Annotated in this window: 17 protein-coding genes; 6 read left to right on the top strand and 11 right to left on the bottom strand. The window is 66.4% G+C overall.

The features are described 5' to 3' along the window. Positions 1-26: 26 nt before the first annotated feature. From ACEQZ0_RS06875 to rpsU, 7 genes are all read right to left on the bottom strand, one after another. Positions 27-2189: a S46 family peptidase gene (locus tag ACEQZ0_RS06875; protein ID WP_370189676.1), complete on the bottom strand. Its 2163-nt coding sequence runs from the start codon at positions 2187-2189 to the stop codon at positions 27-29. A 79-nt stretch (positions 2190-2268) separates the two neighbouring features. After that, positions 2269-3771 (bottom strand): Asp-tRNA(Asn)/Glu-tRNA(Gln) amidotransferase subunit GatB, encoded by a 1503-nt coding sequence (gene gatB, locus ACEQZ0_RS06880; RefSeq protein ID WP_370189678.1) that lies wholly within the window; start codon positions 3769-3771, stop codon positions 2269-2271. After that, positions 3762-5243 (bottom strand): Asp-tRNA(Asn)/Glu-tRNA(Gln) amidotransferase subunit GatA, encoded by a 1482-nt coding sequence (gene gatA, locus ACEQZ0_RS06885; protein ID WP_370189680.1) that lies wholly within the window; start codon positions 5241-5243, stop codon positions 3762-3764. Before gatA ends, gatB begins: the two co-directional genes overlap by 10 nt. Before the next feature lie 105 nt (positions 5244-5348). Further along, positions 5349-5651, bottom strand: a complete 303-nt coding sequence (gene gatC, locus ACEQZ0_RS06890; protein WP_370189682.1) for an Asp-tRNA(Asn)/Glu-tRNA(Gln) amidotransferase subunit GatC — start codon at positions 5649-5651, stop codon at positions 5349-5351. Positions 5652-5708: 57 nt separating this feature from the next. Then, a complete protein-coding gene (locus ACEQZ0_RS06895) occupies positions 5709-7418 on the bottom strand; it encodes a DUF4153 domain-containing protein (protein ID WP_370189684.1) in 1710 nt (569 codons plus the stop codon). Between the two features lie 83 nt (positions 7419-7501). Beyond that, the gene (locus tag ACEQZ0_RS06900) at positions 7502-8062 is read right to left on the bottom strand and encodes an FKBP-type peptidyl-prolyl cis-trans isomerase (protein WP_370189686.1); all 561 of its coding nucleotides are present in this window, start codon (positions 8060-8062) and stop codon (positions 7502-7504) included. Positions 8063-8140: 78 nt separating this feature from the next. Further along, positions 8141-8347: a 30S ribosomal protein S21 gene (rpsU, locus tag ACEQZ0_RS06905; protein ID WP_007011585.1), complete on the bottom strand. Its 207-nt coding sequence runs from the start codon at positions 8345-8347 to the stop codon at positions 8141-8143. A 228-nt stretch (positions 8348-8575) separates the two neighbouring features. Between rpsU and crcB the strand changes: the two genes are divergently transcribed. Genes crcB through ACEQZ0_RS06935 form a run of 6 tightly spaced genes read left to right on the top strand, consistent with a single transcriptional unit; the run spans position 8576 to position 12265 of the window. Continuing rightward, a complete protein-coding gene (gene crcB, locus ACEQZ0_RS06910; protein WP_370189688.1) occupies positions 8576-8986 on the top strand; it encodes a fluoride efflux transporter CrcB in 411 nt (136 codons plus the stop codon). Beyond that, positions 8983-10107, top strand: a complete 1125-nt coding sequence (locus ACEQZ0_RS06915) for an RluA family pseudouridine synthase (RefSeq protein ID WP_370189690.1) — start codon at positions 8983-8985, stop codon at positions 10105-10107. The genes crcB and ACEQZ0_RS06915 overlap by 4 nt, the downstream gene beginning before the upstream one ends. Further along, on the top strand, positions 10107-10706 hold the full coding sequence (locus ACEQZ0_RS06920) for an FMN-binding negative transcriptional regulator (protein ID WP_370189692.1): 600 nt from the start codon (positions 10107-10109) through the stop codon (positions 10704-10706). Before ACEQZ0_RS06915 ends, ACEQZ0_RS06920 begins: the two co-directional genes overlap by 1 nt. Beyond that, positions 10703-11362: an HAD-IA family hydrolase gene (locus ACEQZ0_RS06925; protein ID WP_370189694.1), complete on the top strand. Its 660-nt coding sequence runs from the start codon at positions 10703-10705 to the stop codon at positions 11360-11362. The genes ACEQZ0_RS06920 and ACEQZ0_RS06925 overlap by 4 nt, the downstream gene beginning before the upstream one ends. After that, positions 11349-11573, top strand: a complete 225-nt coding sequence (locus ACEQZ0_RS06930; RefSeq protein ID WP_370189696.1) for a hypothetical protein — start codon at positions 11349-11351, stop codon at positions 11571-11573. The genes ACEQZ0_RS06925 and ACEQZ0_RS06930 overlap by 14 nt, the downstream gene beginning before the upstream one ends. Beyond that, positions 11570-12265, top strand: a complete 696-nt coding sequence (locus ACEQZ0_RS06935) for an ATP12 family chaperone protein (protein WP_370189698.1) — start codon at positions 11570-11572, stop codon at positions 12263-12265. The genes ACEQZ0_RS06930 and ACEQZ0_RS06935 overlap by 4 nt, the downstream gene beginning before the upstream one ends. A 7-nt stretch (positions 12266-12272) precedes the next feature. Here ACEQZ0_RS06935 and ACEQZ0_RS06940 read toward each other — a convergent pair whose 3' ends face one another. From ACEQZ0_RS06940 to ACEQZ0_RS06955, 4 genes are read right to left on the bottom strand one after another with little or no spacing between them, the layout of a single operon-like run. Next, complete coding sequence (locus tag ACEQZ0_RS06940) at positions 12273-12857, bottom strand: ABC-type transport auxiliary lipoprotein family protein (protein ID WP_370189700.1); 585 nt, start codon at positions 12855-12857, stop codon at positions 12273-12275. Positions 12858-12868: 11 nt separating this feature from the next. Beyond that, the gene (locus tag ACEQZ0_RS06945; RefSeq protein ID WP_370189701.1) at positions 12869-13819 is read right to left on the bottom strand and encodes an MlaD family protein; all 951 of its coding nucleotides are present in this window, start codon (positions 13817-13819) and stop codon (positions 12869-12871) included. A 3-nt stretch (positions 13820-13822) separates the two neighbouring features. Further along, the gene (locus ACEQZ0_RS06950; protein ID WP_370189703.1) at positions 13823-14731 is read right to left on the bottom strand and encodes an ABC transporter ATP-binding protein; all 909 of its coding nucleotides are present in this window, start codon (positions 14729-14731) and stop codon (positions 13823-13825) included. After that, positions 14731-15843 (bottom strand): MlaE family lipid ABC transporter permease subunit, encoded by a 1113-nt coding sequence (locus tag ACEQZ0_RS06955; RefSeq protein ID WP_370189705.1) that lies wholly within the window; start codon positions 15841-15843, stop codon positions 14731-14733. The genes ACEQZ0_RS06950 and ACEQZ0_RS06955 overlap by 1 nt, the downstream gene beginning before the upstream one ends. Positions 15844-15875: the final 32 nt, after the last annotated feature.

Here is a 15875-nt window from a genome sequence, read left to right on the forward strand (position 1 = left end):
CTTTTCTTTTGCCTTGCGGCGGGTGTTTAGCGGACCACGTCCATTTCCTCGATCAGGTTCTGCGCCCCGTCGACCTTGTCCATCACCCACAGCATGTAGCGCGTGTCGACATGGATCGTGCGCGTGGTGCGCGGGTCGAAGTCCCAGTCCGAATTGACGCTTTCGAAGGTCCCGTCGAACAGCAGGCCGACCAGCTCGGCGCGCGCGTTGAGCGTCGCCGAACCGCTGTTGCCGCCGGTGCTGTCGAGATCGGAGAGGAAGTTCACCGGCACCGAGCCGATGCTGTCGAGCGCGTAGGGACCGTAATCCTTGGCGCGGATCTTCTCGAGCTCGCGCTTGGGCACGTTGAAAGGATCCTCGCCCGTATCCTTCTCGGTGATGCCTTCGAGCGTGGTGAACGGCAGATAGGCCATGCCGTCGCGCGGACTACCGCCGAGCACCTTGCCATAGGTCACGCGCAGCGTGCTGTTGGCATCGGGATAGGTGGCAATGCCCTGGCTGCGCTGCCACTGCGTGATCGCGTCCATATAGGCGGGGCGCAGCACCAGCGCACGGCCCGCGCGTTCCTCTTCCTCGTCCTCGAGCTTGCGCTCGTAGGGGTAGAGCGCGACCGCGAGCTGCATGAAGGGGTCATCGCTCGCCTCGAGTTCGGCAGGCGTTGCGTCCATCAGGGCAAGGCGGGCCTCGCTGTCGCCCAGCGCGGTGCCGGCGTAGAAGCCGTCGACGATCGCGCCGAGCTGCTTGGCATCGTTCACGCCGTCCAGCCCCAGCGCCTCGTCGAACACCGCGACGCGCTCGGCCTCGGGCTGTGCGAGGTAACCGTCGAGGAACAGCAGCCATTCGGCCTTGTCGACCGCGGGATCATAGCGCCGGTCGAGCGCCTGCAGGCCCTGGCGGAAGAACGCCATGTCGCGTTCCTGGTAACCGCTCTCGCGCTCGGCGTTGGGCTTTTCCTTCTCCTTGGCGAGGCGATAGAGCCGCTGCGCCGCCGACAGCAATTGGGCGCGCGTGGCATTGTTGTACCAGAAGTTGGTCCGCGCGGCGGTGGCGCTTTCCTGCGACAGCGCATCGAGCGCGGCGATCGCCTTGGCATATTTGGCGCGCGTGCGATCGGCGCCGATCCAGGCGTTGAGCGCAGCTTCGCGCTGTCGCCGGCGCTCGACCAAGCCAACGCGGCGCGCGCCGTCGATCTGGCCGCGCAGGTTCTTCTCGTAATTGTTGAGCCCCGCGAGGCGCGATTCGTACTTCACGCGCGCGTCCGAGCCCTCGGGCGCCGCCGCCTCGATCGTGTCGATCCAGTCGTTGAGCAGCGTGACGAAGGTCGGATAGGTCCATTCGAAAGTGTTCTTCACCTCGCCGAGGCGGGTGTAGCGGTTGGTCGAACCGGGGTAGCCGGCGGCCATCACGAAGTCGCCGTCGTCGAGCCCAGCCGCGCTGACCTTGAGGTGGTGCTCGGGGCGGTAGGGGACGTTGTCTTCCGAATATTCAGCCGAGGAGCCGTCGGGCGCGACATAGGCGCGGTAGAAGGCGAAGTCGCCCGTGTGGCGCGGCCACATCCAGTTGTCGATATCGCCGCCATACTTGCCGATCGAATCCGCCGGGGCGTAGACGAGGCGCACGTCCTTGACCTCGAGCCGTTTGATCAGCGTGTATTCCTTCCCGCCGTAGAAGCTGGCGACGAGGCAGCGATAGCCCGCATCGGCCTCGCATTCGGCGGTGATGTCCTTCACCCGCTGGTCGACCGTGTCGTAGCGGTCGTTGGGCTTCAGCCTGTCGATCCCCTTGCGCACGCGCGCGGTGACGTCGCTTATCTCGGTCGTCACATAGACGCGCGATCCGGGCGCGGCGGGCAGTTCCTCGCCCTTGGTCTTCGCGAGGAAGCCGTTTTCGAGATAGTTGTTCTCGGCGGTCGAATTGTACTGCACCGATCCGCGCGCGCAGTGGTGGTTGGTGACCACCAGCCCCTCGTCCGAAACGAAGCTGCCCGAACATCCCTGCAGCTGGACGATCGCGCCCATCGGGAAGCCGGTCAGGTCGGCCAGCGCCTCGGGCGCGACCTCGAGCCCGGTTTCGCGCAGATCCTCGGCGATCTCGGGCAGTTGGCCGGGGGTGAACATCCCCTCCTTGGCGGCAAGCGGTGCAGCGGCGGCGCAGGCCAGCAAGGCCGCGACGGTAGAAATATTGCGCATGGGTGCGACTCCTCCCTCGGATTTACCGGTGGACGCGCCCTGATGCGCCCACCCTCTCTCGTGTCCTGTCGGCCAGGCGTCAGCCCAGCTTGTCTTTCAGGATCTGGTTGACGACGGCCGGGTTGGCCTTGCCCTGCATCGCCTTCATCGTCTGGCCGACGAAGAAGCCGAACAGCTTGTCCTTGCCGCCGCGATATTCGGCGACCTTGTCTTCGTTATCGGCGATGATCTGGTCGATCGCCGCCTCGATCGCGCCGGTGTCGCTGACCTGTTTGAGGCCCTCGGTATCGGCGATCTCTTCCGGATCGCGGCCGGTCTTGAGGACGATCTCGAAGATTTCCTTGGCCTGCCCGCCCGAGATTTCGCCCTTGGCCTGCATGTCGAGAATGCTCGCCTGCGCCTCTGCGGTGGCGTGGGCCGGATTGGCCTCGTCACCGAGCGACTTGATCACGCCGGGGGCAACCGAAAGCGCCCAGTTGGCGACCTGCGTCGCGACATCGGCCTCGGGCTTGCCGATGCCCTTGGCGGTGGCGGCAAGCAGCGTCTCGAAGCGCGCGAAGGTTTCGACCTCGGCAGTCAGCTCGCGCGCATTGTAGGGCGTGAGGCCGAGCTCGTTCTCATAGCGCGCGCGCTTGGCGTCGGGCAGTTCGGGGAGCGAGGCACGGCATTCGGCGAGGAAGTCCTCGTCCAATTCGAGCGGCAGCAGGTCGGGATCGGGGAAATAGCGATAGTCATGCGCGTCTTCCTTGCTGCGCATGGTCCGCGTGGTGCCGGTGTTCGGATCGAACAGGCGCGTTTCCTGATCGACGCTGCCGCCGTTCTCCAGCACATCGACCTGCCGGTTGGCCTCATATTCGATGACCTGCATCACGAAGCGCACCGAGTTGACGTTCTTGGTCTCGGTTCGGGTGCCGAATTCTTCGCCCGGCTTGCGCACCGAGACGTTGACGTCGGCGCGCATCGAGCCTTCTTCCATGTTGCCGTCGCACGAGCCGACATAGCGCAGGATCGAACGCAGCTTGCGGACATAGGCGCCGGCTTCCGCGGGGCTGCGCATGTCGGGCTTCGACACGATCTCCATCAGCGCCACGCCGCTGCGATTGAGGTCGACATAGGACATGGTCGGATGCTGGTCGTGCATCAGCTTGCCCGCGTCCTGCTCGACATGGATGCGCTCGATGCCGATGACCTTGTCCTCAGGGATACCGGCCTTCTCGTCGGCCTCGATATGCAGCTGCCCCTCGCCCACCAGCGGGTGGTAGAGCTGCGAAATCTGGTATCCCTGCGGCAGGTCGGCGTAGAAGTAGTTCTTGCGGTCGAACCGGGACCAGGTGTTGATCTGCGCCTCGATCGCCATGCCGGTGCGCACCGCCTGGCGGATGCATTCGCGATTGGGCACGGGCAGCATCCCCGGCATCGCCGCATCGACGAGGCTGACCTGCGTATTCGGCTCCGCCCCGAAGGCGGTCGAAGCGCCCGAAAACAGTTTGGCTTTGGAAGTGACCTGCGCATGGACCTCGAGGCCGATCACGACCTCCCATTCGCCCGTTGCGCCCTGGATGCGATAATTGCTCACCACCATTTCTCCGGCTGAGCGTTGAAGTTTGCGCGTTGCTGGATCGCGAGGCCGACATCGAGCACGCCCTGCTCGTCGAAGGGCTTGCCGACCACCTGCAGGCCGAGCGGCAACCCGTCCGAATTGAGCATGGCGGGCACGCTCATCGCGGGCAGGCCCGCGAGGCTGGCGGGCACGGCGAAGACGTCGTTGAGATACATCGTCAGCGGGTCTTCGTTGAGCGAACCGAGCGGGAAGCTGGCGGTCGGTGTGGTCGGCGCGAGGATCGCGTCGCACTGTGCAAAGGCCTGCTCGAAGTCGCGCGCCACCAGCGTGCGGATCTTCTGCGCCTGCGTGTAATAGGCGTCGTAGAAGCCCGCGCTGAGCACATAGGTGCCGATCAGGACGCGGCGCTTGACCTCGTCGCCGAAACCGGCGGCGCGGGTTGCGGCATACATGTCCTGCAGGCCCGCCCCATCGGGCAGGTCGCGCAGGCCGTAGCGCACGCCGTCATAGCGCGCGAGATTGCTCGACGCCTCGGCGGGGGCGACGATGTAATAGGCGGGCAGCGCATATTTGGTGTGCGGCAGCGAGATATCGACGATCTCGGCGCCCGCATCGCGCAGCCACTCCTTGCCCTGTTCCCAGCTCTTGAGGATTTCCTCGTCGGTGCCGTCCATCCGGTATTCCTTCGGGATACCGATTCTCTTGCCCTTGAGGTCGGCCGACAGCGCGGCTTCCCAATTGGGCATGGGCATGTCGAGGCTGGTGGCGTCCTTGGGATCGAAGCCGGCCATGGCTTCGAGCATGATCGCGCAATCTTCCACGCTGCGCGCCATCGGCCCTGCCTGGTCGAGGCTGCTGGCGAAGGCGACCACGCCCCAGCGGCTGCAACGGCCATAGGTCGGCTTGATCCCGCAAATGCCGGTGAAGGCGGCGGGCTGGCGGATCGAGCCGCCGGTGTCGGTGCCAGTCGCGGCGGGCGCGATGCGCGCGGCAACCGCACTGGACGAACCGCCCGAGGAACCGCCCGGGCTCATCGCGGCATTGGTGCCGTCCTTCTTCCACGGCGAGGCGACATTGCCGAAATAGCTGGTCTCGTTCGAGCTGCCCATCGCGAACTGGTCGAGATTGAGCTTGCCGAGCATGCCCGCCCCCGCATCCCACAGGTTCTGCGATACGGTGCTTTCGTACTGCGGCTTGAAGCCTTCGAGAATGTGGCTCGCTGCGGTGGTCTGCACGCCCCTGGTGGCGAAGAGGTCCTTCATCCCGATGGGCACGCCGCCCATGGTACCGAGGTCCTCGCCCTTCGCGCGCTTGGCATCTGTGGCATCGGCCGCGGCAAGCGCATGGTCGGGGGTGGTGACGATAAAGGCGTTGAGGTCGGCTGCTTCGGCCACGGCCGCGTTGAAGGCTTCGGCCACTTCGCGCGCGGTAAAGTCGCCGCCGGCCACGCCGTCGCGGATCGCCTTGACGCCCAGCTGGGTAAGTTCGGTCATATTACTGATCCCCTGCGAAGGCAGGGGCCTCAGGCCGCCGGCGCTCCGCTGGATTGATGGAGATCCCCGCCTGCGCGGGGATGATCGAATGGTTTTCGGCGAAAATCATTCGATCACCTTGGGCACGCCGAAGAAGCCGTGTTCGGCTGCGGGAGCATTGGCAAGCACGTCTTCGCGGCGGCCGCCTGCGGTCTCGGGGATCGCATCGACCACGTCGTCGCGCAGGCGCAGGCTGTTGGGAATGACCGCGGTCATCGGTTCGACGCCGCTGCAATCGACCTCGCCGAGCTGCTCGACCCATTCGAGGATATTGTTGAGTTCGGGGACCATCTTGTCGAGCTCGGCATCGCCCATCTTGATGCGGGCGAGCGAGGCGATCTTGGCCACTTCTTCGCGTGTGACTGACATGCGGAGCGCACTAGCCGCGCGGGGGCTGCGCTTCAAGCGGGATAGCGGGCCGAATAGCTATTCGAAGGGCTGCCCCGCGGGCTGGCCGTCGATATAGATGCGCCGCCCGGTCCATTCGCGGATTTCGACCTCAGAATCGGCGGTTTGATCTGGTGTGGCCTCAACCGCTTCTGCGGCGAGGACCACTTCCATAGCAGCAGCGCCTGCCGGGCTATCGTCGACCGCTTCGCCAAGATCGAAGCTCAATTTCCGCACATTGCCACCTTCGACCATGGCAACCTTGCGCCGCCCGTCTTCGCCAGCACCAAGATCCAGTGCAACACAAGGCTTGTCGCAATACCAGCGATTCCCGCGAACGGAGCCACGCACATGATCGCGCAACGCCTCATCTTCGAATTCGAATCGGATATTTGCGATGCGCTCATCGCGGTTCGTGTCGCGATAGCCGCGATATGGTCGCGAATCCTGCGTTTGCGTTTCGCTGGCGATTTTCGCGATCTCGGGATCATTACTGTCGGTCAGTCGCGCCAGCGCTTCCCTACCGGCGTCACCGAAATCCCAGCGCAGCGCGGCGAAGTCGAACTCGTCGACGGCGACCTTACCGCTTTCCAGCCGCGCGATCTGGTTCTTCGCGGAGATCGCGCCGAAATCGAACAGCGGCAAGGCGAGGATGAAGGCCAGCACGCAGGTACCCACCGCGAGATGCATGTTGGCCGCGCGCACGCGCTCCATCCAGCCTGCCATCCGTCCGCGGATCGGCGCGATGAAATAGGCAAGCCCGTAGGCCACCGCGACGCCCACCGCGATCACGCCCCAAATGCGTTCGGGGCTGAGGCCATATTGCGCGATCCGCGTGCCGGTCGAGATCGCCGAGAGCAGCGCGAGCGGGAAGATCGCCAGCGCCAGCGCCAGCGCCGCCCAGCGCAGCACGCGGTTGCCGCTCGCCTCCCCGTCATCGTTGCGTACCACGGCATTGACCAGCACGAAGCTGGCGACCGCGACCGAGAGCAGCAGCGGGGTCGGGCTTTCGGTCGCGTTCCACAGCACCGAAATCCCGCTCGCCAGCACGGCCAGCAGGAAGATCGCCAGAGCCACCGCCAGCGGCACCGCGATGATCGAGAAGACCAGCATCACCACCGATTGCAGCGTGCCGATGATCTTGAGCTGGTTGCGCAACACGCCGAGCGCCGCACCGAAAGCCGCGCCCGAGAAGCTCCAGCCGAACCAGCCCTGCTCGATCAGATGCTCGAGCAGGTCGATGGCGATGGCCGAGAACAGCGCGGAGAGCAGGAACAGCAGCAACCACGATACGCCCACGAAAGCCAGCGCGCCCGCTACGCTGATCGAATCGGTCCAGACGTGGAAATGCGTCTCGTCGTACGGAGTGCGCCAGCGGCGCTTGTGAAAACCCGCCTGGAACAAAGGCAGGGCGAGCGCGATCGAGACCACGCCCGCGGCAAACCAGAACGGCGCATCCGCATGGCTCTCGCCCGCGTTCGCAACCCGCCAGGCGATGCCCGCCATGACCAGCGCGACCACCGCGGCGAAAGCCAGCGGCGCTTGCCACCGGTCGCGGTCGAGCGTGAACGCGAAGGCGAGCGACCCGAACGCGAGCGCCGCGGTCAGCGCCGCGCGCCACGGGGCCCACGCGTTCGAATCCCATTGGGCAACGAAATGCACGCCCAGCCCCGCAAGGCCGAGCATGGCCGCCAGTACCCAGGGACGCAGCGCCCAGTCTTCGTGACGGATCGATGCAGTGTCGGACATGCGTGGCCTCCCTCGCCTCGCATGCCGATTAGCCTATTCGCCGGCCCGCCGCATGCGCTAACCGACGAAAGACTTGCGAAAACCTATTGCGGCGCGTCGGGAGCGGGGGCGCCCTCGCCTTCCTGCTGGCCCATCATCTGCTGAAGCGCGGCGGCGCGCGACTGGAAATCGTCGCGGCTCATGAAGTCGACCACTTCGACCTCGAACACCAGATCGGCATTGGGCGGAATCGGCGAGCCCGGGGGCGGTTCGGCGCCATAGGCCTGTTCGGCGGGAATGGTGAGGACGTATTTGCCGCCCTTCTGCATCTGCGTGAGGCCGGTGATGAAACCATCGATGATCGCGCCTTCTTCGAGCAGCAGCGGATTGCCTTCGGGAAACAGGCCCGGCGGGATCGGCAGCGGCTGCGACCGGTCGAATTCGGTGCCGTCGGTGAGCTTGCCGACATATTTGACGAACACCACGTCGCCGACCTTGGGCGAATCGCCCGTGCCCGCGGTCACCGTCTCGACCTGGAGGCCCTTGGGCACGGCGGCCCAGGCAAGGCCCGCCCCGAGCAGGACGGCGACGATCACGCCGAGCCACAGCTTGGCGAGCGAGCCCTTCTTGATGGGCTGGAGGGGAACGCGGGTAATCTCGGTCATGAATGTCTCTTCCGGATACGCAAAGGGCGCGGATTTCTCCGCGCCCTCATGGCTTAGCTTGGATTTGCTGGCAACGGCTTACTTGACGCCGTCGCGCTCCATGCGCTTGCGCTCGAGCTTGCGGGCGCGGCGAACGGCGGCGGCCTTTTCGCGGGCGCGCTTCTCGCTCGGCTTCTCGTAGTGGCGACGCAGCTTCATTTCGCGATACACGCCTTCACGCTGCAGCTTCTTCTTGAGCGCGCGGAGGGCCTGGTCGACATTGTTATCGCGAACCATGATCTGCATAAACTTCAATACCTCGACTTTGCGGGCCAGAGCCCGCAGCGCGGGTTTCGCCTCCTTGAAACGGTTTCGCCAAAAGAACGAAAAACGCGCCGAATCCGTTCCGGACCGGCTCGAACGGGGGCGCACATAAGGATTCTCCAGCGCAAAGGCAAGTCTTTGTCGCATTCGCGAGGCCGGGCGCGCACATCGGGATGACGCGCGGGCAATTGGCGGCTAAGGGCTGCGGCAATGTCCACTTTTTCTCCTTATGTGGCCGCGCTGCACGTCTTTCTGGGCGGCGGCTTCGGCGCGGTGCTGCGCTGGCAGCTGGGCCGCACGATGACGCATTGGCTCGGCCCGCAGATGGTCACCACCTTCCCCTTCGCCACGCTGGCCGCCAACGCCGCGGGCAGCCTCGCCATGGGGCTGCTGGCCGGGTGGCTGGCGCGCCACGGCAGCGGCGAAGGCGAACAGTTGCGCCTGCTTTTGGGTGTCGGCCTGCTTGGCGGTTTTACCACCTTCAGCGCCTTCAGCCTCGAAATGGTGCTGATGATCGAGCGTGGGCAGTATCTCTTCGCGCTGCTCTATGTCGTGCTGTCGATCGCGCTGGGCATCACCGGGCTGATGGCCGGGCTCAATATGATGAGGATGGTCGGATGAAGACCTCGGACGAAGTGCGCAGCTTCACCGTCGAAGCCGATGACGACGGAATTCGCGTCGACCGCTGGTTCAAGCGCCACCTGCCGCAGGTCGGCTTCGGCACGGTCAGCAAGTGGGCGCGCACCGGCCAGGTGCGGGTCGACGGCAAGCGGGTGAAACCCGACGACCGGCTGGCGCAGGGGCAGCAGATCCGCGTCCCCCCGGGCGGCGACGCGCCGCACAAGAAGGACAGGCCCAAGCGCGAGCTGACCAGGGCCGAGATCGAACAGGCAGAAGGGATGGTGATCCACCAGACCAAGGGCGCGCTGGTGCTCAACAAGCCGCCGGGCCTCGCCACGCAGGGCGGGACCAACACCTTCAACCATGTCGACGGATTGCTCGACGCCTTCGCCCCGGGCGAGGACGAGGTCCGCCCGCGGCTGGTCCACCGGCTCGACAAGGATACCAGCGGCGTGCTGCTGGTCGCGCGCACGCCGGGCAGCGCGGCGTTCTTCTCCAAGCGTTTCTCGGGCCGCAGTGCCAAGAAGATCTACTGGGCGCTGGTCATGGGCGTGCCCGACATCAAGGAAGGCGTGATCGAGGCACCGCTCGCCAAGCAGCCCGGATCGGGCGGCGAGAAAATGCATGTCGATCACGAGGGCGGCCAGCCGGCCAAGACCAAGTATCGCGTCGTCGACAGCGCGGGCAAGAAGGCCGCCTGGCTCGAACTCCAGCCGATGACCGGCCGCACGCACCAGCTGCGCGTCCATTGCGCGGCGATGGGCCACCCGATCGTGGGCGACGGCAAGTATGGGGGCAAGGACGCCTTCCTCACCGGCGCGGTGAGCCGCAAAATGCACCTCCACGCCCGGCGGTTGATCATCGACAGCCCCGACGGGGGCAAGCTCGATGTAACGGCCGACCTGCCCGAACATTTCGCCGCCTCGATGGAGCAGCTCGGCTTCGACGAGAATCTCTCCGACGCAACGCCGATGCGCGACGATCCGCCGCCCAAGAGCCGCGAGGAAAAGAAGCAGCAGGCGCGCCAGCACGCCAAGAATTTCCGCAAGTCGCAGCGCTCCCCGCGCCGCGCACGCGGCGGGGCTGCAGGCCAACCGAAGAAGCCCCGGGGTAAGCGCTGATGCATCCCAACCCGCTCTTCCGCAGTGACGATCGGGCGAGGATCGAGGCGCTGATCACACAGGTCGGCGTGGGTACGGTGTTTCGCCAGACGCCCACCGGCCCCTTCGCCGCGCGCACGCCGCTGATCGTGCAGGGAGAAGGTCGCCTGCGGTTCCATCTGGCGAGATCCAACCGGCTGGCCGACGGGCTCGACGGCAGCACCGCGCTGGTCACGGTGGACGGGCCCGACGGTTACATCTCGCCGCGCTGGTATGCGAATCGCGACACGGTCCCGACATGGAATTATGTCTCCGTCGAAGCCGTCGGCACGGTCCGGCGGATCGGCGACCACGACCTCGAGGCCTTCCTCCATCGGCTCATCTGTATGCATGAAGACCGGCTGGGCGGCGATCGCTGGAGCGTGGAGGAAGCCAGCAGTACAACCTGGGATCGCCTGTTCGGCGGGATCGAGGGATACGAACTTCAGGTCGATGACTATCGTCCGACCATCAAGCTGTCGCAGGACAAGCCGGCAGATGTCCGCCGTCACATCGCTGGTGGCCTCGACGCGTCGGGGCAGCACGATCTCGCCGCAGCCATGTTCGAGACGGGCGCGTGAGCCGGCTGGTCGTCTTCGATTGCGACGGCACGCTGGTCGATGGCCAGGCGGCGATTTGCCAGACCATGGAAGCGGCCTTCGCCAGCGCCGGCCTCGTCGCGCCCGAGCGCCATCACGTGCGCCGCATGGTCGGGCTCAGCCTGCCCTACGCCTTGCGCGAACTGGCTCCTTCCGCAAGCGACGAGGAGCGCCATGCGGTGGTCGAAGCCTACAAGACCGGCTTTCGCGAGCTGCGCCTGTCGGGCGCCCTGCGCGAACCGCTGTTCGAGGGTATCGGCGCGCTGATCGAGGCGCTCGATTCCGACGGACACTTGCTCGCCGTCGCCACCGGCAAGAGCGATCGCGGGCTCCACGCCTGTCTCGATTCGCACGGTATTCGCGAGCGATTCGTATCGCTTCAGACCGCCGACCGGCATCCTTCGAAACCGCACCCCGCCATGCTCGAGGCGGCGCTGGTCGAGGCCGGTGTCGCGCCCGCCGAGGCGGTGATGATCGGCGATACCAGCTTCGACATGGAAATGGCGGTGGCCGCGGGCGTGCGTGCGATCGGCGTATCCTGGGGCTATCACGAACCGCACGAGCTGATCGAGGCGGGCGCGAGCGCGGTGGCCGATACCGCGCACGACTTGGGAGACCTGATCCGTGGACCGGCATGATCCGCCTGCACATGACCCCGCCAAGACGCGCTTCCTGACGATTCAGGCGGTGCGCCTTTCGGGCGTGGCGCTGGCAGTGCTCGGCGCGCTGGTGCTGGCACTGATCGTGCCGCTGCCCGAAGTGGTCGGCTATGTCCTCATCGCGCTCGGCGCGCTCGATGTCTTCGTCCTGCCGCTGGTGCTCGCGCGGCGCTGGAGAAGCGGGAAATGAAGCGCTTCTACAAAGAGGCCACGGCCCAACAGAGCGATCTCGGCCACCATGTCGCGCTCGACGGCCGGCCGATCAAGACGCAGGGCGGGCAGCTGCAGCTGGTTGCCTCCGCCGCGCTCGCGCAGGCACTGGCTGACGAATGGGCGGAGCAGGGCGAGACGATCGACCCGGCGCGTTTCGCCTTTCGCGACATGGTCGACTATGCGCTCGACGTGGTGCCCGGAACGCGGGCGGAGATCATCGAAAAGCTGCTGCGCTACGCCGACACCGACACGCTGTGCTACCGCGCGCATCCCGACGAGCCACTATGGCAGCGCCAGCGCGAGGTCTGGGACCCGCTGGTAGAGGCGCTCGAGAGGCGCGAAGGCATACGCTTCGAACGCGTCAGCGGTATCCTCGCCAAATCGCATCCGCGCGAAACGATGGCACGGCTCGAAGCGCGGCTCGCGGAAATGGACGATTTCACCCTCGCCGCGCTCGAACAGCTGACCGCGCTCGCCGCCTCGCTGTGCATCGGACTCGCCGCGCTCGAGGACGGGGCCGACGGCGAAGCGCTGTGGGCCGCCGCCAATCTCGAGGAAGACTGGCAGATCGAGCAGTGGGGCGAGGATGAGGAAGCCGCCACGCGCCGCGCCAGGCGGCTGGGCGAATTCCTCAAGGCGATCGAATTCGTGCGGCTGGCGCGCGGCTAGCCTCGCCTCAGCCGATCCAGCCAGCCACCTGCGCCGCGACGTCGTTGGCGGCCTGGTTGAGCGCCGGGCCGACGAAGGCGGTCTCGGGCGCCGCCACGGGTACGCGTGCCTCGAACCGGCGCGTTACGACCGCCGAGCCGCTCCCGTTGCGCACGGCATCGAAGGTCACGACGGCCTCGCGCGTGCGGGCATCGTAACCGAAGGCACGCAGCGTGCCCTGCAGCCGCTCGTTGGCGCTCACGCCCGGATCGTCGCCGTCGATGACCACGCGGTTCGAGCGCGTGCGGATCGTTTCGGCGAGCAGGCGGCGGAACAGCCGCGCTGGCCGTTCGACCCACACCGCATCCTTGAGATAGGCGATCTCGGTATCGGTAACCTGCACCGGCACGCGGGTGACGTCGAGCGCCTTGGGCACTTCGAATTCGGTCAGCACCAAGGCGCTGTTCTGCGCCCCGCTGGCACCGGTGCCGGCGGGTGCCGTGGTCGCGGGGGTCAGCGTCAGCAGGCTGTCGGGCACCTCGCCGCCGAGGCTGAGACAGCCGCCGAGCAACAGGGCCGGAGCCAATGCGGCAAGTTTGATGATGCGTGTCATGCTCGGGCCCCTCACGGCTTGTAGTCGGGCAGCGGCTGGCTCGAGAGCAACGCGCCCGCACCCTTTTCGTCGATCTTCTCGGTCACGTCGCGCAGCGCCTTGCTGGTCGCGCGCAGGTCCTTGAGCGTCGCTTCGGCGGCGGGCAGCGTGCTTTCGGTCAGCTGCTTGGTCGCGGGCCGCGCCTCGTTGAGCGTGTCCTCGAGCGCCTTGGCCGCGCCGCTCGCCGACTTGAGCGTCGAACGCAGGTCCTTGGCGATCGCCTCGCCTTCCTCGTTGAGGATACGGTCGGTGGTTGCGGTGACCTTTTCGAACTGGTCGAGCGCCTCGCTCGCCTCGCGCAGCGTCACCTGCAGCTCGGCCATGGTCCGCTCGAGCTGTGGCGCGGCCGATGCGAAGCCGGCGCTGGCGGCGTTGGTGTTGGCGAGGATCTGCGAAATCTCTTCCTGATTGCGATCGCTCAGCAGCAGGGTCAGCCGCTCGGTCAGCGTCGCCAGCCGCTCGAGCAGCAATGGCGCGCTTGCCAGAACGGCGCCGAAGCCGCCCCCTGCGGTCGGCGGGATGATCGGCACGCCCTCGGTGCAGGCGGTGGTCTCGCAGGAAATCGCCGGCGCCCCGCTGCGTGCGCCGTCGAGCGTGATGGTCGAGACGCCGGTGAAGCTGCCCTGGATCGTGGCGGTGGTGCCGACGAGGATGGGCACGCTTTCCTTGACCTTGATCCGCACGCGGACGAATTCGGGATCCTTGTCCCACAGCTCGATCTGGGTGACCTGGCCCACGGGCACGCCGGCGAAATCGACCGAGCTGCCATTGGCGAGACCCGCCACCGACTGCTTGAAGAAGATGTCGTATTCGTTCTGCGCCCCGCCGCCGAGCCGCGCCAGCCAGACGATGAACAGCGCGAGTGCGCCGAGGATCAGCAGCGTAACCGCCCCCACCCAAACATGATTTGCCCGCGTTTCCATGCGCTAAGCCTTATCCTTGTTCATATTCGCTTTGTCCAACGCTTTGACCGCATGCGCGGCGACCGGCTCGTCCATATGCTTGCGCAATTCGTCGAGCGCCTGCGCGGTCAGCGCGGCGCGCCCGCGCGGTCCGTTGAAATATTCCTGGATCCAGGGATGGTCGAGTTCCATCAGCTTGGGGACGGTGTCGACCGCGATCACCTTCTTGTCGGCAATCACCGCGACGCGGTCGCAGATTTCGTGCAGCGTATCGAGGTCGTGGGTGATCAGGAACACGGTCAGCCCGAGCGTTTCCTTCAGCTCGCGCGTCAGCCGGTCGAAGGCCGCCGCCCCGATCGGGTCGAGCCCGGCGGTGGGCTCGTCGAGAAACAGCAGCTCGGGATCGAGCGCCAGCGCGCGGGCGAGGCCGGCGCGCTTCTTCATCCCGCCCGACAGTTCGGAGGGGTATTTGTTGACCGCCTCTTCGGGCAGGCCGGAGAGCATCACCTTGTAGCGCGCGATCTCGTGCCGCAGGTCGGGCTCGATCTCGGGATAGAACTGCTTGAGCGGCACCTCGACATTCTCGCCCACGGTCAGCGTGCTGAACAGCGCGCCGCCCTGGAACAGCACGCCCCAGCGGTTGCGGATGCCGATATCGTCTTCGGGATCGCTGTCGGTGATCGAGCGGCCGAAGACGCGGATCTCGCCCGCAGTGGGGTGCTGCAACCCGATGATCGAGCGCATCAGCACCGACTTGCCTGTACCCGATCCGCCGACCACGCCGAGGATTTCGCCGCGGCGGACCTTGAGGTCGAGATCCTCGTGGACGACCTGCTCGCCGAAGGCGTTGGTCAGCCCCTCGACGACGATCGGAAATTCGCCGCGATAGCGTTCGTGGCGGCCCAGATCGCGCCCGGTTTCGTCCTGCGCCATCAGCCCCACCCGACTTCGGTGAAGAAGACCGCGAAAAAGGCGTCGATCACGATCACCGCGAAGATACCGGTGACCACCGCCATGGTGGTGCGCAGGCCGACGTCTTCCGAATTCCCCTTGACCTGCATGCCGTGATAGCAGCCGGCCAGCGCCACGATCAGCCCGAAGACCGGCGCCTTGATCAGCCCGACCCACAAATCGTGCAGCGGCACCACTTCCTGGATGCGCATGAGGAAGGTCCAGAAGGGGATGCCGAGCATGAACTGGCCGACCACGGCGCCGCCGACGATCGCCACGCCGGCCGAATAGAACCCCAGCAGCGGCATCATCAGCACTGCGGCGAGGATGCGCGGCACCACCAGCGCCTCCATCGGCGAGATGCCGATGGTCTGCATCGCATCGACCTCTTCGGTCAGCCGCATGGTGCCGATCTGCGCGGCGAAGGCGCTGCCCGAACGGCCCGCGACCATGATCGCGGTCATCAGCACGCCCAGCTCGCGCAGGGTAATCCGCCCGACGAGGTTGACGGTCAGCGTTTCGGCGCCGAACTGCGCCAGCTGGACCGCGCCCTGCTGCGCGATGACGATGCCGATGAGGAAGCTCATCAGCCCGATGATCGGCAGCGCGGTGACGCCGACCAGCTCGAGCTGGCGCACCAGAGCCAGGACACGGAAGCGACGCGGGTGGCGCAGCAGGCTGGCGCTGGAAATCAGTAGCGCGCCGAGAAAGCCGAGCACGCCATAGACCCCGTGCCGCGCGGCGAAGACCTTGTCGCCCATCGCCTGTGGCACGCGTTCCCACACCGGCAGCCGCGGGGCGCTCAGATCCTCGTCGGTCCGCGCATCCTTGAGCGCGCCGATCAGCCGCTCCGCGCGCTCGCTCGCGCCGGTGATCTCGGCCCCGTGGTCATGCGCCAGCCGACGCGCCATCCACGCGCCCACCGTATCGATTTCGGTAATGGCCGACAGGTCGATCGTCGCCAGCGGCCCTTCGAGGTCGCGCAGGTCCTGGTCGATCGTTCCGATGGTCGAGACGAGGTATGGCCCCGACAGCACGAGCGCCGTGCCGCCGTTGTCCCCCTCAACCAGTTCGTATTCGGCGAAACCACCCATTGCGGGCGCGGTATGCGGACAAATCAGTCGCT

Origin of the sequence: Qipengyuania sp. (assembly GCF_964227205.1) — a bacterium.
Lineage (GTDB): Bacteria > Pseudomonadota > Alphaproteobacteria > Sphingomonadales > Sphingomonadaceae > Qipengyuania.

What these genes read in the sequence shown, in the direction of transcription:
- ACEQZ0_RS06875 (WP_370189676.1), bottom strand. Translation starts at nt 2,189, where the DNA reads ATGCGCAATATTTCTACCGTCGCGGCCTTGCTGGCCTGCGCCGCCGCT.
- gatB (WP_370189678.1), bottom strand. Translation starts at nt 3,771, where the DNA reads ATGGTGGTGAGCAATTATCGCATCCAGGGCGCAACGGGCGAATGGGAG.
- gatA (WP_370189680.1), bottom strand. Translation starts at nt 5,243, where the DNA reads ATGACCGAACTTACCCAGCTGGGCGTCAAGGCGATCCGCGACGGCGTG.
- gatC (WP_370189682.1), bottom strand. Translation starts at nt 5,651, where the DNA reads ATGTCAGTCACACGCGAAGAAGTGGCCAAGATCGCCTCGCTCGCCCGC.
- ACEQZ0_RS06895 (WP_370189684.1), bottom strand. Translation starts at nt 7,418, where the DNA reads ATGTCCGACACTGCATCGATCCGTCACGAAGACTGGGCGCTGCGTCCC.
- ACEQZ0_RS06900 (WP_370189686.1), bottom strand. Translation starts at nt 8,062, where the DNA reads ATGACCGAGATTACCCGCGTTCCCCTCCAGCCCATCAAGAAGGGCTCG.
- rpsU (WP_007011585.1), bottom strand. Translation starts at nt 8,347, where the DNA reads ATGCAGATCATGGTTCGCGATAACAATGTCGACCAGGCCCTCCGCGCG.
- crcB (WP_370189688.1), top strand. Translation starts at nt 8,576, where the DNA reads ATGTCCACTTTTTCTCCTTATGTGGCCGCGCTGCACGTCTTTCTGGGC.
- ACEQZ0_RS06915 (WP_370189690.1), top strand. Translation starts at nt 8,983, where the DNA reads ATGAAGACCTCGGACGAAGTGCGCAGCTTCACCGTCGAAGCCGATGAC.
- ACEQZ0_RS06920 (WP_370189692.1), top strand. Translation starts at nt 10,107, where the DNA reads ATGCATCCCAACCCGCTCTTCCGCAGTGACGATCGGGCGAGGATCGAG.
- ACEQZ0_RS06935 (WP_370189698.1), top strand. Translation starts at nt 11,570, where the DNA reads ATGAAGCGCTTCTACAAAGAGGCCACGGCCCAACAGAGCGATCTCGGC.
- ACEQZ0_RS06940 (WP_370189700.1), bottom strand. Translation starts at nt 12,857, where the DNA reads ATGACACGCATCATCAAACTTGCCGCATTGGCTCCGGCCCTGTTGCTC.
- ACEQZ0_RS06945 (WP_370189701.1), bottom strand. Translation starts at nt 13,819, where the DNA reads ATGGAAACGCGGGCAAATCATGTTTGGGTGGGGGCGGTTACGCTGCTG.
- ACEQZ0_RS06950 (WP_370189703.1), bottom strand. Translation starts at nt 14,731, where the DNA reads ATGGCGCAGGACGAAACCGGGCGCGATCTGGGCCGCCACGAACGCTAT.
- ACEQZ0_RS06955 (WP_370189705.1), bottom strand. Translation starts at nt 15,843, where the DNA reads ATGGGTGGTTTCGCCGAATACGAACTGGTTGAGGGGGACAACGGCGGC.